The 15,848-nt window shown below is 62.2% G+C and carries 11 protein-coding genes; 6 read left to right on the top strand and 5 right to left on the bottom strand.

The features are described from left to right. The first annotated feature begins 108 nt into the window (after positions 1–108). From BM346_RS00715 to BM346_RS00705, 3 genes are all read left to right on the top strand, one after another. Complete coding sequence (locus BM346_RS00715; protein WP_092008404.1) at positions 109–861, top strand: hypothetical protein; 753 nt, start codon at positions 109–111, stop codon at positions 859–861. Between the two features lie 143 nt (positions 862–1,004). After that, positions 1,005–2,966 (top strand): aconitate hydratase, encoded by a 1,962-nt coding sequence (locus BM346_RS00710; RefSeq protein WP_092008403.1) that lies wholly within the window; start codon positions 1,005–1,007, stop codon positions 2,964–2,966. A gap of 78 nt (positions 2,967–3,044) precedes the next feature. Next, the gene (locus BM346_RS00705; RefSeq protein WP_092008402.1) at positions 3,045–5,954 is read left to right on the top strand and encodes an FAD-binding and (Fe-S)-binding domain-containing protein; all 2,910 of its coding nucleotides are present in this window, start codon (positions 3,045–3,047) and stop codon (positions 5,952–5,954) included. Between the two features lie 56 nt (positions 5,955–6,010). On the opposite strand, the gene BM346_RS00700 is transcribed toward BM346_RS00705, so the two are convergent. After that, positions 6,011–7,993 (bottom strand): hypothetical protein, encoded by a 1,983-nt coding sequence (locus tag BM346_RS00700; protein WP_092008401.1) that lies wholly within the window; start codon positions 7,991–7,993, stop codon positions 6,011–6,013. A 102-nt stretch (positions 7,994–8,095) separates the two neighbouring features. Between BM346_RS00700 and BM346_RS00695 the strand changes: the two genes are divergently transcribed. Continuing rightward, positions 8,096–8,578, top strand: coding sequence for a sll1863 family stress response protein (locus BM346_RS00695; RefSeq protein ID WP_092008400.1), 483 nt, complete (start codon positions 8,096–8,098; stop codon positions 8,576–8,578). Positions 8,579–8,589: 11 nt separating this feature from the next. Then, positions 8,590–9,078, top strand: coding sequence for a Mut7-C RNAse domain-containing protein (locus tag BM346_RS00690; RefSeq protein WP_092008399.1), 489 nt, complete (start codon positions 8,590–8,592; stop codon positions 9,076–9,078). Positions 9,079–9,138: 60 nt separating this feature from the next. Here BM346_RS00690 and BM346_RS00685 read toward each other — a convergent pair whose 3' ends face one another. The 3 genes from BM346_RS00685 to BM346_RS00675 form a co-directional block, all read right to left on the bottom strand. Further along, positions 9,139–9,849: an SIMPL domain-containing protein gene (locus tag BM346_RS00685; protein WP_092008398.1), complete on the bottom strand. Its 711-nt coding sequence runs from the start codon at positions 9,847–9,849 to the stop codon at positions 9,139–9,141. A 93-nt stretch (positions 9,850–9,942) separates the two neighbouring features. Beyond that, the gene (locus tag BM346_RS00680) at positions 9,943–12,117 is read right to left on the bottom strand and encodes a 3-hydroxyacyl-CoA dehydrogenase NAD-binding domain-containing protein (protein WP_092013134.1); all 2,175 of its coding nucleotides are present in this window, start codon (positions 12,115–12,117) and stop codon (positions 9,943–9,945) included. Positions 12,118–12,166: 49 nt separating this feature from the next. Then, complete coding sequence (locus BM346_RS00675) at positions 12,167–13,507, bottom strand: acetyl-CoA C-acetyltransferase (protein WP_092008397.1); 1,341 nt, start codon at positions 13,505–13,507, stop codon at positions 12,167–12,169. Between the two features lie 303 nt (positions 13,508–13,810). On the opposite strand from BM346_RS00675, the gene thpD reads away from it, so the two are divergent. Beyond that, positions 13,811–14,716 carry an ectoine hydroxylase gene (gene thpD, locus BM346_RS00670; RefSeq protein WP_092008396.1) on the top strand — a complete coding sequence of 302 codons (906 nt, stop codon included), beginning with the start codon at positions 13,811–13,813 and terminating at the stop codon, positions 14,714–14,716. Between the two features lie 80 nt (positions 14,717–14,796). Here the strand turns inward: thpD and BM346_RS00665 are convergent, their stop codons facing one another. Beyond that, positions 14,797–15,762, bottom strand: coding sequence for a tRNA dihydrouridine synthase (locus BM346_RS00665; protein WP_092008395.1), 966 nt, complete (start codon positions 15,760–15,762; stop codon positions 14,797–14,799). Positions 15,763–15,848 lie beyond the last annotated feature (86 nt).

Genomic DNA, 15,848 nt, shown 5'->3' with positions numbered 1-15,848 from the left:
CCGGAATCCGCCACCGGCAGGCGGGGTGGCGACAGAGAGTCTAGACTGGATACAGGGCCCGGAACGTGTCATGGCCGGCTTTCAGATCCGGAGGTTTTCGTTATCGAGATGCTGTTGTCTCCAGGTGCACAAAGCTACATCCTGCTGCTCGCCCCCCGCCTTGTGGCGGATATGGAGCGGATCGGGCTGGCGAGAATCGTCCGGGAATCGGGGTTCCCGGAAGAGGAAGTGACCAGCCTCTACTTCGAGTTCGTGACCCTCTGCCGGGCCCTGCCGCCCCGACCGGAAGCCATCCCCGCCCCCTTGTGGGAGTACCTGATTCATTGCGTGCAGGTGATGTCCGCCCTGATCACCACGGCGGAGAAGGAGAGTCTGGACCGGGCCCGTGAGAACGCAGTACGCAAGTTCCTGCCACAGGCGCGGGATGCGGTCCGGAATGAGCACGAGAAACAGTGCCAGGAAGGTACCATCGAATTCAGGCTGGCTTCCCTGGTCCGCCACGAGGACTCGCCCGAGCAGTCACGGGAACTCTGCAGGGAGGCACTGCGACTGGAAAGGGAGGCACATTTCAATGCCTGCCGGCAGCTCGATACCGAGGGTCTGGATCCGCTTCAGGCCGCCGTCGTCACTCGGGCCATGACCTATGCCCGTGAGTCACTGGTCGATCCCCCGGAACATTTCGCCGCTGTGGATCTGGTGGTCCGCCTGCTCGATCTGCTCAAAGATGTACTTGATCAGCAGACATCGGGCGACGAGCCTCAGGAAGAAGGCGCTTCGGTGGAGCGCATCGTGCTGAGCCTTGGCAACGTGCTGTTCAGCAAAGAGCTCGGACTGGACCCACCCGCTGCCGCCGATGTCTGACCACCCCGCTGGCGGCCCTGAAGCCTCCATCGGCCAATCACCGGGGTTGTATCGGGCCGACCCGGTACACATATCTTTTGATAGAAACGACATATTCGAATCAACGATTGCCCGATATCTGGCTAGCACATGGAGAAGTTCCAATGGCGAAACAGAGCAAGAGCAACCCCCGCAACGTGGCGCAGAAACTGATTGAGTCACACCTGGTTTCCGGAAAGATGGAAGCCGGGGAGGAAATAGGCCTCAGGATCGATCAGACCCTTACCCAGGACGCAACCGGAACCCTGGTGATGCTCGAGCTGGAAGCCATGGGCCTGGATCAGGTCGAGACCGAATTGTCCGCCCAGTACGTCGATCACAATCTGCTCCAGACCGACAACCGTAACCCGGACGATCACCTGTTCCTGCGCAGCGCCTGCGAACGGTTCGGCGTATGGTACAGTCCGGCCGGATCCGGGGTCAGCCATCCGGTGCACATGGAGCGCTTCGGCAAACCCGGCAAGACCATGATCGGTTCCGACAGCCATACCTGCGCGGCGGGCTCCCTGGGTATGCTGGCAATGGGTGCCGGCGGCATGGCGGTGGCCATGGCAATGTGTGGCAAACCCTTCTACCTGAAAATGCCGAAGGTAATGGGGGTAAAGGTTACCGGCCGACTGCCGGACTGGGTAAGCGCCAAGGATGTGATCCTGGAGATGCTCCGTCGTCACGGCGTGAACGGCGGTTCGGGGAAAATCATCGAGTATTATGGGCCGGGCCTCAAGGGGCTGTCCGCCATGGACCGCCATGTCATTGCCAACATGGGACAGGAAATGGGTCACACCACCACGGTCTTTCCCGCCGACGACATGGTGCGCCAGTTTCTCAGGAAGCAGGAGCGGGAGGACGACTTCGAGAAACTGGAGGCGGATTCCGGCGCCAGCTACGACGAGCATGACGAAATCGACCTCGGCAGGCTGGAACCCCTGATCGCCCTGCCGAGCAGTCCGGGAAAGGTCGTTCCCGTGCGGGAAGTGGCAGGCGAGCCTATATACCAGGCCTACATCGGCTCGTCCGCGAATCCCGGGCTGAGGGACTTCGCAGTGCCCGCGATGATGGTCAGGGGGCGTCAGGTCCATGACCGGATCTCTTTTGACGTCAACCCCACCTCCCGCCAGATCCTGGAGAATCTCACCGAACTGGGACACCTGAACGACCTGCTCAAGGCGGGCGCGCGCCTCCACCAGACCGGCTGCAATGGCTGCATCGGCATGGGCCAGGCCCCGGCAACGGACCAGATCAGCCTGCGTACCGTGCCCCGTAACTTTCCCGGCCGCTCCGGCACGGAAGAAGACAAGGTCTGTCTGTGCAGCCCGGAGACCGCCACCGCCTCGGCCCTGACCGGTGTGATCACCGATCCCCGGGACCTGGATATGGACTACCCCAGGTTCGACGAGAGCCGAACCTTCTACGTGGAGGACCGCAACATTCGCCCGCCCGCGAAATATCCGGAACTGGCGATGGTGGAGAAAGGGCCCAACATCAGCTCGCTGCCACAGTTCGAGGGGCTTCCGGACTCCCTGGAGGTACCGGTTTTGCTGAAGATGGGTGATGACGTTTCCACCGACGAGATCCTGCCGGCAGGGTCAGACATCCTCCCCTACCGCAGTAATATACCGGCCATCAGTGAATTCACCCTCACCCGCATCGATCCTTCCTACCCCGAGCGGGCAAAGAAATACCGGGACAAGGGGTCGATGCTGGTGGGTGGTGACAATTACGGCCAGGGCTCCAGTCGCGAACACGCTGCCCTCACCCCCCGCTACCTGGGCGTGCGGGCAGTCATTGCCAAGAGCTATGCCCGTATACACTGGGAGAACCTTTGCAACTTTGGCGTGTTGCCGCTGAGCTTCGATGACCCGGAGGACTATGACACGATCGAGCAGGAGGACGAACTGGTTCTGGAGGACCTGCACAAGGCACTGGAGTCCGGTGACGAGATCACCGCCAGGAACAGCCGTACCGGTGACCGCTACAGGCTCACCCACACGCTGAGCGACCGCCAGGTCACCATGCTTCTCAAGGGGGGGCTGCTGAATATGATGCGTGAGTCCCTTGCGAGTTGATGTGCCTGGCGCCCCTCAACACAGGTTAAGGGACAGCAGCGTCCCGTATTGTTCTGCCGTCAGCCAAGGGAGAGTTCAATGAGTCCTGAAGTGGACACAAAGGCACTGCCTGCCGGTGACGCCCTGGAGAAGCTCGACCAGAAGCTGCGAGATCGCCTCCAGGGTGAGGTGTACTTCGATCCTGGCAACCGGGCCCTCTACGCCACCGATGCCTCCAACTACCGTCAGGTACCGGTAGGCGTTGTGATTCCCCGCTCAGCGGACGACATCGAAACCGCGGTTGCCATCGCCCGTGAATTCGACGCGCCGATCCTCATGCGTGGCGCCGGCACCAGTCTTGCCGGTCAGACCTGCAATGCCGCCATCGTGCTTGACACTTCCCGGTACCTGAATCGGGTAACCTCACTGGACCCGGAGAAACGTCTGGCGTCGGTGGAGCCGGGCGTGGTCTGCGACACTCTCCGCAATGCCGCCGAAAAGCATGGCCTGACTTTCGGACCTGACCCCTCAACACACACCCACTGCACTCTGGGCGGCATGATCGGCAATAACTCCTGCGGCGCCCATTCCGTCACGTCGGGCAAGACCGTGGACAATATTGAGTCCCTGGAGGTGCTCACCTATGACGGTCTGCGCCTGACGGTCGGGCCCACATCGGAGAGGGAACTGGAACGGATCATTCAGGCCGGCGGACGCCGCAGCGAGATCTACTCGGCCCTTCGCAACCTGAGGGATCGCTACGACGAGGCCATTCGCAACGACTTCCCGGATATCCGCCGGCGGGTTTCCGGCTACAACCTGGACGCCCTGCTGCCTGAAAACGGGTTCAACGTGGCCGCCGCCCTGATTGGCACCGAAGGCACCTGCGCCATTACCCTTTCGGCACAGGCAAAGCTGATACCAAGCCCGCCCCACCGCACCCTCGTGGTGCTTGGCTACGAGGATATCTGCCAGGCAGGGGACCGGGCACCCGGCGTACTGGCCACGGGCCCCCTGGCCCTGGAAGGCATCGATGACCAGATCGTCTCGGACATGCGCAAGAAAGGAATGGGCATCAAGGCCCTGGAGGGCCTTCCGGACGGCGAGGGCTGGCTGCTTGCGGAGTATGGCGGAGACACCGAAGAGGAAGCACAGGAGAAGGCCAGGGATGCCATCAGGCAACTCGGGGAGCACTGTGTCGACACGCGGCTGTATACCGACCCCGCCGAGGCGAGCCTGGTATGGTCGGTCCGCAAGAGCGGCGCGGCGGCAACCAATGCCCTGCCGGGGGAGGCGGAAACCTACCCCGGCTGGGAGGATGCCGCCGTGGACCCGGAACAGGTGGGCAACTACCTGCGTGACTATCTCAAACTGCTGGACCGTTATGGCTATCGGTCCTCTCTTTACGGTCACTTTGGCGAGGGCTGCATTCACGGGCGCACCACCTTTGACCTGAGCTCCACAGAGGGCGTGGCCAAATGGCGTCGATTCACCGAGGACGCGGCGGATCTGGTGGTGCGTTACGGCGGCTCCCTATCTGGCGAACATGGCGACGGCCAGGCCCGGGCGGAGCTATGGCCCCGCATGTTCAGCGACGAGCTGATGTCTGCCTTCAGGGAGTTCAAGGCGATCTGGGATCCCGGCAACCGGCTCAACCCCCACAAGCTGATCGACCCGTACCGTCTGGACGAGAATCTGCGCACCGGGCCCGACCATGACCCGGTGGATCCGCAGCCCCTGCATTTCAGCTTCCACAAGGATGAGGGCAGTTTCGCTGCCGCCGCAGGGCGCTGCGTGGGTGTGGGCAAGTGTCGCAGCCACCAGGGCGGCACCATGTGCCCCAGTTACCGGGGAACCATGGAAGAAAAACACAGCACCCGTGGCCGGGCCCGGCTGCTGTTCGAGATGCTTGAGGGCGATCCGATGGCAGTCGGGTGGGACAACGACACGGTCCACGAGGCCCTGGATTTCTGCCTGGGCTGCAAGGCCTGCAAGCACGAGTGCCCGGTGCAGGTGGACATGGCCACCTACAAGGCCGAGTTCATGGCCCACTACTACGAGCACCATCGGCGCCCCCGCCAGGCCTGGACCATGGGCCGGATTCACGAATGGTCGCGGCTCGCCGGCATGGCCCCGACGGTATTCAACGGCCTCGCCGCCCTCCCAGGCGTGAATACACTGGTTCACAGGCTCGCGGGCATTGCCCCGGAGCGCGCCCTCCCCCGCTTCTCACCGCGCCCGTTCACCCGCAGCTACAAAAGCGAAGGGCAAGAGCATCCGGGCCGACCAGCCGTGGTTCTCTGGCCGGACACGTTCAATAACTACCTTGACGCCGGCGCCGCCCGCGCGGCCCGGCAGGTTCTCGAGGCCGCCGGCTTCAACGTCAGGCTGCCCGGTCGGCCGGTCTGCTGTGGCCGGCCGCTGTATGACTACGGCCTGCTGGACCGTGCCCGCCAACGCCTGGAGCAGACCCTCGCCACACTGCAACCGGCTATCGACGAGGGCTTGCCGGTGGTGGGGCTGGAACCCTCGTGCATGAGTGTGTTCCGGGATGAACTGGTCAACCTTTTACCGGACGATGACCGGGCCCGTTACCTGGCCGGAAACAGTTGGCTGCTGGCAGACTTCCTGGCCTCCCGGGACCGACTGGCCTGGTCACCGGCACCCCAACTTGAAGGCCGGGTGATGGTTCACGGCCATTGTCACCAGAGTGCCTTCGATGGGCTCGACGGAACCCGCCGCCTGCTGGATGGACTGGGGCTGGAGGTAAGTACGCCGGACAACGGCTGTTGTGGCATGGCCGGCGGTTTTGGCTTCGAAGAGGACAAATACGAGGCGTCCCAGCGTATTGCGGAGTCGGCCCTGTATCCGGTGGTCCGCAGCACCGACGAGGAAACCTTTATCGTGTCGGATGGCTTCAGCTGCCGCGAGCAGATCCGGCGTGGCACCGGCCGCACCGCCATGCATAGCGCCGAACTGCTGGCACTGGCGCTGGACCGGCAGGGCTGAGGCCGCATCCCGGGCCTGAGTTATAACACACCCGGAGGTTGCGGGGGTCAGGGGTACTACGCCGTCGATTCCGCCGGCGCAGCCCAGCTGTTCCAGCCCAGCTCCATCACCTGATCGATCTCGTCCTGGGGCACCGCCTCCAGGTCTCCCAACTCCAGCGTGTCGTAATGGAAGGCGTAAAGGCGTGAGGCAAACTCGGCAATGGGAAGGGACGCCTCGCCCCGGATCTCGCCATGGCCCCGCGTCGAGCAGAGAATGTCCTGCCCCCAGTCTTGGCCACTGTCGTTGTTGGGGTTGAAAAAGTAGACCCGCATCTCGTGGCTGGGACTCAACGCCACCCGCTGGATAGTGATGGCATGGCGGCCAACGTAGCGGGCGGCGCTGTCGGTTACAGCAATGCCGGCAGGTTGAGGGTGGATAAGCGGCATATTGCCATTATAAAACGGATGATAACTGGCGTAGAAATACCGCAGGAATCCTTCGTAGTCGGTTACCTCGCCGGTCTCCACGTCCGCCACCACCCTGAAGCCGTGGTTGACCCACCAGCCATAGAACTCCGGGTTGATCCAGCGATGGGCATCGTCACTGCGGTCCTCGCACCGGCGCCACATCTCCGCGTATATACGGTCCAGGTGGGGAATCAGAATCAGCGATACAGGGTCCACATCCACCGGCGGTTCTTTCACCAGTCCCAGCTCCAGGTCCTTGGAAGAGACCTCCCAGCCCTCAAAGCGGCCCAGAACCTCGTTGTCCCGGGCCGCCCAGGCCAGGACCTGAAGCAGGTAGTCCGCCTCGTTGGCCGCCCACATGGAGAGACCGATGGCCGACTGGCAACTGGGATTGTTCCCCTGCCCCACACCCAGAGGCTGACCGAGCAGGTTTATCACGCCGGCCAGAAGGAACACCCGTGGCGGAAGTGCGCTGCCGAAGACCTCCCGCAGGGAAGCGTCGGTTTCCGGCGACAGGACCAGTTTGATCTGCCGCCAGAGAGCCTGCGCCAATGGGGGCGTGAACAGGGAGCCCCTTTCCAGCATCAGGGTCAGGCCGTGGACTGCCTGGCAGGTCTCCGGGAAAACCGCCTCGTCGATCAGCGTGAGAATCAACTGGTTATAGCAGTAGAAGTCATCAACCCCGGTCATGGTGAGACCCAGCACCTCGGGAATCAGATAATCCCGGCCACTGGCGCGGAGGTAGCGGAGCATCTCGGCATGGTAGGGGGATGCCAGACCGGTATCGTGCATGCTGCGGGCAAAATGGATGGCTTCCTCGCCCAGTTCGTTCTTGCCCATCCCGGCCAGCCGCTGCCTGTACACCTCCAGACCGGGGTCCTCGACGCAGCCGGGGCTTGGCGCGAACAGGGCCCGGACAAGACGGGTGGCATCGTCGGTGCCTGAGGCCCTCAGGGTGGGATCGTACAGACACCTGGCGATCTGTCCGATCATGTCGCAGATGCTGTCCACCTGAACCGGCCCCTGCTCCAGGAGCCGCCAGACTTCCGCCACTAGGCTGTCCAGCAGGCTCTCATAGCCCAGGTGCGCAATAAGGTAGTGGTAGAGCTGCTGAACGATAACCCCGAGTTCCTTGGGTCGCTCCCGGTCGGCTTCGGTGAGCTGGCCGGACTGCAGGTCCAGGTTCAGCGCGAGTACCTGGGTCAGGAAGTGCCTGGCCTGTTCCGAGGAAATGCCGGGATGGAAATAGTCGCCCCGGGTCACGGCCAGCAGGCGGATTTCACTGATCGCCTCCACCACGGTGGTGACCGCACTGGCCTCCCGAAGTGACTTTTTGGCCAGTGCCGGCTGCAGTATGGCCGGCTGGGCCCAGTCACTGGTGCCGAAGATGCCGGCGGATTCCAGCCCCTTCACGCGACGGTACAGCGCATCAAAACCGCCAGGAAGGGTCATCAGAATACGGGCGCGCTCCAGGAGGCTCAGGCTGGAGGCTTTCGGGTCGATGCGACGGGCCCGGGCAAAATCCGCGAGGGCTGCGTCAAACTGCATCACGGCTGGAGCGAGTGCGCTGCTTTTTTCGGGCTGGCCCATAAAGGGACGGGCTCCTTGTAGCTGGATCTTTCTGCCATGTCATGGCACGTGCGGGCTTGATTCCCTATGCTATTGCTATGATTCGCAACGGGAGAAGAAACGATGGACATCCAGAAAACGGGCCTGTCACTGGCTCTGGCTTTTGCCTTGACCGGAACCAGCGTTGTCCAGGCGAAGGACTCCGATACCTCAATGGAGGAAGTAAAGCAGGAAACCGCCGAGCTGGGCAAGGCCCTGAAGTCATACGGTGCGGAGCAGAAGGACGAAGCAGAAGCAGCCATCAATCGCACCCTGGACCACATCGACCAGCGCATTGCCACCCTCGAGGAGGAGCTTTCACGGGACTGGGACACCATGAGCGATGCCACCCGGGAACGGGCCCGCAAAACCCTCGAGTCCCTCCGGCAACAGCGTGCCCGGGCGGAAGGCTGGCTCGATCAGCTGGAATCCAGTTCCGCCAGTGCCTGGGAGGAAGCCAGGCGAGGCTTTACCAATGCCTACGAGGAACTGGCGGAAAGCTGGAAACGGGCTGAAGAGGCTCTCGACGAGCCCTCACAGAATGATAACACCGGGGACGGCAACTGAGTCGGTCCACCATGCCGGGTCCCCACTCCGAAACGCGGTTCGCCGCCGACGCCATGCTGGGTCGGCTTGCGCGCTGGCTGCGGGCACTGGGCTACGACACCCGCTACAGCGCAACCATTGACGACCACGATCTGGTGGAGCTGTCAGACAGGGAAAGCCGCATACTCCTTACCCGGGACCGGCACCTGGTGACCTTTCTCAGGCCCAGGCGGTCGGTCCTGCTGGAATCCGGCTCACCCCTGAGCCAGCTGCGGGAAGTGGCCGAGGCCTGCCCTATCGAAATGAAAGAAAATCACCTTTTTACCCGTTGCCTGCTGTGTAATGCCCCCCTCCACGAAGTGACGGCCACGGAGATTGCCAACCGGGTTCCGGAAGAATCGCGGAACCGGGAAGGACCTTTCCTGTGCTGCCCCGAGTGTGGGCGGGTCTTCTGGTACGGCAGTCATGTCCGCCGCATGCGTGCCACTCTGGAGCGGGTGTTCCCGTCCCACCATGAGTAACCGACTTCCCGGCTCCCGGCACGGTCGCAATGACGCCCGGTACCGCAGGCCATTTCCGGGCTACTCCAGGTAATAGTCGAAGGTGGAAACCACCCGCACGGTCTTGAAAGGTTGCTGCTCTGCCGTGATTCCCGGCGCCTGGTCCCGGGCCAGTATCTGGAACACGCCCTGGTTGGCACGGCGCAGGCCGCCCAGGGTGGCATCGGCGTCCCTGGCAAATTGCCGGGCGGACTCCAGGGCTGCCGCCGTGGCCTCCTGGATCATCCGGGGTTTGATATCGTTGAGTCGGGTAAACAGATAGGTGGGGCCGGTGGGACCGTAATCGGATTGCAGCAGCACACCGGAATCCACCAGGTCGCTGACGTTCCGGGCGGCCTGGCGAATACGCTCCACCTGGTCGGTGCGCACCATCAGGGTCTGGCTGATGATGACTTTCGGAGTCGTGTGCTCGGACTGGTAGGGGTTGGCCCGGGTATCCATGACCTCCAGTCGCTGGAGTTCCACGGCATCGTCCGGAATGGCCTGAAGTTTGAGGAAGGCCATGACGGACTCGCGGCTACGACTGGCGGACTCCCTTGCCGCCTCAAGGGTATTCCCGCTGGCCGCAAACCGGATGGGCCAGAGGGCCAGATCCGCATCCACGTCCTGCTCCGCCACGCCCTTGACCGTTACGTAACGGTCTCCGGTCTTCAGGCCGGTCAGCCCATCCCGGAGAATCGAAGCCGAGACGATCAGGCTGACCCCGATCAGCAACGCAACCAGCGCTCTCATAACAAACTCCCTTTGATCACAATGAGCGCTGATTATACCCGCTCGCAGTACTGCGGCCAGGCAATCCATGCCTTTGGGCCGGGGACGACGGTCCTATTCGGAGGCGGATCCCTCCTTTTTCCTGCCCTGGTCCTTCGCGCCGGTCTCTTCCTCAGCCCGTGACCTACCCTCTTCACTCCATCCGGGATCCGGCGCAAAGCGCTTGCCATACTGCTTTTGCAGCGACTCCAGTTGTTGCCGGACATCATCGAAGCCGCGGTTGCGGGCGTAGTTCATGGGTCCGCCACGGAAGGGAGCGAAACCGGTGCCAAAGATCATCGCGGCATCCGCCAGCTCCTCGTCGTCGATCACCTCTTCCCGAAGACAGGCCATGCAGGCATTGAGCATGGGCAACAGAAGCCTGTCGAGGGCGTCCTCCGGAGCTGAATCGAACTTGTCCTTCTTCTCGGGCTTGCCGTTTTTCCACTCGTACAGCCCCTCACCGGTTTTCTTGCCGAGGTTGCCATCATCCACCTTCTCACGAAGCCAGTCCGGCGCCGCCGGCATGTCGGTATCGAGGCGGTCCCGCAGCATGTCGCCCACACTCAGGCAGATATCGAGGCCCACCTGGTCAGCCAGCTCCACGGGGCCCATGGGCATGCCGAAGTTCTCAGCCACCTCGTCAATGGCTTCGGCCGGCACACCCTCGTCCAGCATCACCATCGCTTCCATCAGGTAGGGCGTCAGCGCCCGGTTGACCAGGAAGCCGGGGGCGGTGGTCAGGGGCGCGGGCAACCGGTCGATCTGCCCAGTGAAGGCTTTCGCGCGGTCCAGAACGTCCCGCTTCAGCTTGTCGTGACTGACCACCTCCACCAGCGGCATGCTGGCCACCGGATTGAAGAAATGCAGCCCCACCAGCCGTGTCGGGTCCTTGAGTTTCTCCCGCAGGGTTTCCAGGGGAATACTTGAGGTATTGGTGGCCAGAATGGCGCCCTTCCTGAGGCGGGGTTCCGCCTCCTCGTAGACTTTCTGCTTGATGTCGACCTTTTCCGGCACCGCCTCGATGACCAGGTCTGCCCGCTCGACGCCATCATTCGCCAGATCCGGTGTCAGGCGGTCCAGGATGTCCCGGGTTTCCGCCTCCGAGCGATGCTTCTTTTTACACAGGGCGGAAAGCTTGCCCACGGCCTCCGCCACCTTGTCCGGCTCCATGTCGAACAGGCTCACGGTGAGGCCCTGATAGGCGCACCAGCCGGCAATGTCACCTCCCATTTCGCCTGCGCCAACCACATGCACGTGCTTCACGGGATCCGCTTTGGTCTTGGTAAGACGCTTCATCTTGTCCCGCAGGAAAAACACGCGGATCAGATTGCGGGCGGTATCGGTCATGAGCAGGCGGGCAAAGGACTCCAGTTCCGCCTTTTTCATTTCGTCCCGGTCACCCCCGTGCTTTTCCCAGAGATCGATCAGGGCATCGGGAGCCGGATAATGTTCCGGTGGCGCCTTCTTCGCGCTCTTCGAGCGCATCTGGCGGGCCTCCAGCTGTCTCGCCGGCGATGTGGTCAGCACCTTGCCCCGCAGGCCACTGTTGCTCTGATCGATGTCGCCCTTGATGGCGGCTTCGACTGCCGCCGCCACATGCCGCTCCTCCACGAGAGCGTCCACGATGCCCAGTTTGCGGGCCTTCTTGTCCGGAGTCATCTTGCCGGTCAGCATCATGGTCATGGCTTCGATCGGATCAGCCAGTTCAGTCAGGCGCACGGTCCCGCCAAGGCCGGGGTGAAGGCCAAGCTGAATCTCAGGAAAGCCAACCTTGGTGCCCGGCACAGCCAGCCGGTAATCGCAGCACAGTGCCAGCTCAAGGCCGCCACCGAGCGTTGTTCCATGAAGTACCGCCACGGTCCTGAAGGGGAGTGACTCCAGGCGATCAACCACGTCATGGGCCCGCCCCAGCTGCTCTTTCACCTCCTCCTCGGAGGTCAGCTTCGAAAACTGGGAGATATCAGCGCCCATGCAGAAACCCGCAGACTTCCTGGACCTTATGGCAAGGCCCCGGGGTGGCTTCTCCTCAAGGTCGTCGAGGGCCTCGTTGAGCTCTTCAAGAACGTCCCCCGACAGCACGTTGGTGTTGCTGTCCGCCATGTCGAACAGCAGCCAGGCGACATCTTTATGGTCCCGGCTCAGGCGCCAGTGGCGCCACCGTTGCGTTTCTTCCGCGGACTTGTCCGCACTGAAAGCGCCCAGCTCCATTTCCCGGGCACTCAGCGTCTGCAGTATCGGATCCGTCATTATTGCCTCCCGCATCTGTAAGAAGTTTCCGGAGTGTCTGCCGGTCCAGTCATACCGCCTCGATCAACAGGGCGCCTGCCTGCCCCCCGCCGATACACTCCGTGGCGATGCCACGCTTCAGCTTCTTGCGGTGTAGCGCATTCATAAGGTGCAGCACGATACGGTTGCCGCTGGTGCCCACGGGATGCCCGATGGCGACCGCACCACCGTCAATATTGAGTCGCTCCATTTCCAGCTCGCCCATGGGCTCGTCCAGGCCCAGGGCCACTTTGCAGAACTCGGCATCCTTCCAGGCTTCTCTGCAGGCAAGAACCTGTGCGGCAAAGGCTTCATTGAGTTCCCACAGATCGATGTCGTTCAGGCCGGCTTTCTGGCGCTGAAGGATCTTCGTGGCGCTGAGTACCGGACCCAGGCCCATGATCTTGGGGTCGAGGGCGGACCACTCACTGTCAATAATCACCGCTTTGGGAGTGAGCCCGTATTTCTTGACCGCCTCTTCGGAGGCCAGGATCATCCAGGAGGCTCCGTCGGTTACCTGGGAGCTGTTACCCGCAGTCACCTGGCCGTAGGGGGGCTCGAAGACCGGCTTCAGTTTGCCCAGTGCGTCGGTGGTGGTATCCGGACGCACGCCGTCGTCCTTTTTATACAGTTTGCCGTCGGGGCTGATGGAAGGCACAACTTCTCCGTCCAGCCACCCTTCTTCCTGAGCCCTGGCGAGGCGGCGATGACTGGATTCGGCGTATTCATCGGCGCGCTCACGGGTAATGCCGAACTGCTGCGCTATGACTTCTGCCGTCTGGCCCATGCTGAGCCCGACGATAGGATCGGTGAGACCTTTCTCAAGGCTTATTTCCGGCATGAATTCCCGTGGGCTGAAGCTGGTCACCTGCCGGGCGTAGTCCTGGGGTGACGAGGCCTTGCTCATGCCGGCCATCCAGTCCACCGCCTCCCGCTTGAGCACCATTGGCGCGTGACTCAGGGCCTCCGTGCCACCGGCCAGAATCAGCTCACTGCTGCCATCGCGGATGTATTTGTAGGCGGTATCGATGGATTGCATCCCGGAGCCACAATTGATCTGGACCGTGAAAGCCGTGGTCTTCTCACTGAGACCCAGGCGCAAAGCGGCGACACGGGCCGGGTTCATTTCCGTGGCCACCACATTCACACAGCCAAGAATCACTTCGTCAAAGGCGTCCTGGGGAAGGGGCTGACGAAGTAGCAGAGGTCGGCCGCACTGCACCGCCAGATCAACCGGGGAAAACGGCCCGGGTTGGCCTCGGGCCTTCAGGAACGGCGTTCGGGCGCCATCGATAAGGTAGACTTTGCGCCCTTGGGAGGCCGTGTTGGAGCTGGACGAACGGGATGTTGGTTCACTGGATCGCGTTGCCATGGGTACCCCTTGCAAACATATCGGTAAATTCCGCAGATCGCTCTGCCTGAACATGAACCGGAAAGAACTGCCAGGGTCGCTTTCCTGCGCACGACGTCGTCTCGTCAGACAATCAGGACGTCACCTTTAACCTTGGACCCTATTTGCCAGGAATCAAGTCCAGGGGCAGCGGATCGGTGTCAGCGAAAAACTCTGGGGTTTTAACCTATGACGTGGCAGGGGGTGGGGTCAGCGACTAGGGTGGGCCCACGCCAATCCATTCATCCAGTTTCCTCGTTTGGACGAGGCTTGGGAGAGCAGGCCATGAAATGCCCGAAAGATCTGTTTCCAACCCGACTTGAGCGCAAGGTCGACATGTTCGGCCGGTTGGACCCCGTTGTGCACACCCCCGAGAGTGAATGGGATAAGGGTCCCCTCACCCGTGAGCAGGTCCGGGATTTTGACGAACGTGGATTCCTCTTTTTCGAATCTTTCTTTCAGAAGGAGGAGATGGAGAAATTCATCGAGGAGCTCCAGGATTACGAAAAGGACGAAAACGTCAAGGCCAGTGAAGGGGCCATCCTGGAACCTGGAAAAGAGGAAATCCGCTCCATTTTCGGAATTCACGAGTTTTCGGAAAGGTTCGACCGCCTGACCCGGGATCCACGCCTCCTGGCAATGGTTCAGCAACTGCTTAACAGCGATGTCTACATCCATCAGTCCCGGATCAATTACAAGCCCGGCTTCAAGGGCAAGGGATTCAACTGGCACTCCGATTTCGAGACCTGGCACAGTGAGGATGGCATGCCTGCCATGCGCTGCCTGAGCTGCTCGATCGTGATGACGGACAACGATGAGTTCAACGGCCCGTTGATGCTGGTGCCCGGCTCCCAGAACAAATTCGTTCCCTGTGTCGGCCGTACGCCGGAGGACAACTACAAGGAATCCCTGAAGAGCCAGAACCTCGGCGTGCCGGATGAGGCGAGCCTGACGGAGCTGATGGACAACCATGGTATCGAGGCACCCAAGGGACCCGCCGGTTCGCTGATCATGTTCGAGTGCAACACCCTGCACGGCTCCAATGCGAACATGTCCTGCTGGCCACGGAGCAACCTGTTCTTCGTGTACAACAGCGTCCGCAACACGCTGGTAGAACCATTCTGCGGTAACAAGCCGCGGCCCCAGTTTCTCGCCAACCGAAAGAACCTGGAGCCCCTCACACCGGTTTGAAAACGGGCAGGAAAACACCGGTCCTGCTGCCTGCTGGCAGCCCTGCGGTATGTCTCCACCGGATTATCCCACGGCAGAGGTCACGCCACCTCCAGGACCTCCGCCGATTCCCGGAGTGAACGCAGCATCGGCCCGACCTCCCGGATTTTCCGGGCCCTGGGCCAGCATTGCTCGGCCTCGGGAAACCCCAGGCGCAGGTAGTTCATCCACTGCTTGATGCGGCCGGTCACGTAGCGATCCTCAAGCCGTGTCTGGAGTGCCGCGGCGTAATCTTCCACCAGGGAGACAGCCTCGGGCCAGGTCATCTCGGCGACGGCCTGATTCCTCTGGCTGGCCTTGATCCGTCGGGCCAGATCCGGACGGGCAATGAGACCGCGGCCGATCATGACCTCTTCGCAGCCGGAAATTTCCCGGCAACGCCAGTATTGGTCCACCGTCCAGATCTCACCGTTGGCGATCACCGGAATCGCCAGCGCTTCCCTCACCCGGGCAATTTCCTCCCAGTACGCCGGCGGCCGATAGCCGTCCACCTTGCTGCGGGCGTGAATGACGAGTTCGGCAACGCCGGCGTCAGCCAGTGCCTGGCCACAGGCCACTCCCATGGAACGATCATCGTAGCCCAGGCGCATCTTGGCGGTCACCGGAACCTGTTCCGGAACGGCACGGCGGACGGCGGCGGCAATCTCGTGCATCAGTTCCGGCTCCCGCATCAGCACGCAACCGCCCTTATGCTTGTTGACGGTCTTGGCGGGGCAGCCAAAATTGATATCCACCTGGGTCGCTCCAAGCTCCACGGCCCGGGCGCCGTGATGTCCCATCATTTCCGGATCGGAGCCCAGCAACTGAACGGCCACAGGCACACCCGCCCGGGTGCGGCACTGGTGGTCCAGCTCAGGGGCGTACTTGTGGAAAATCCGTGGCGGGAGCATGCCGTGGGTCACGCGAATGAATTCCGTCACGCAGCGGTCGATGCCGCCGACCCCGGTGAGGGTTTCGCGGATGGGGGCGTCGACCAGGCCTTCCATGGGGGCCAGGGTGATTCGCATGGGAGCTCCCGGTGAGTGATCAGTTATTGAACGAGGCGCGAGTCTAATTCAGTTTTGTTGCGGGGTACAGGTTGTCTATGGAGCAT

This window comes from Marinobacter daqiaonensis, from assembly GCF_900115285.1.
Lineage (GTDB): Bacteria > Pseudomonadota > Gammaproteobacteria > Pseudomonadales > Oleiphilaceae > Marinobacter > Marinobacter daqiaonensis.
Note: the sequence above shows the minus strand (reverse complement) of the source record. Positions and strands in the feature narration are given on the sequence as shown.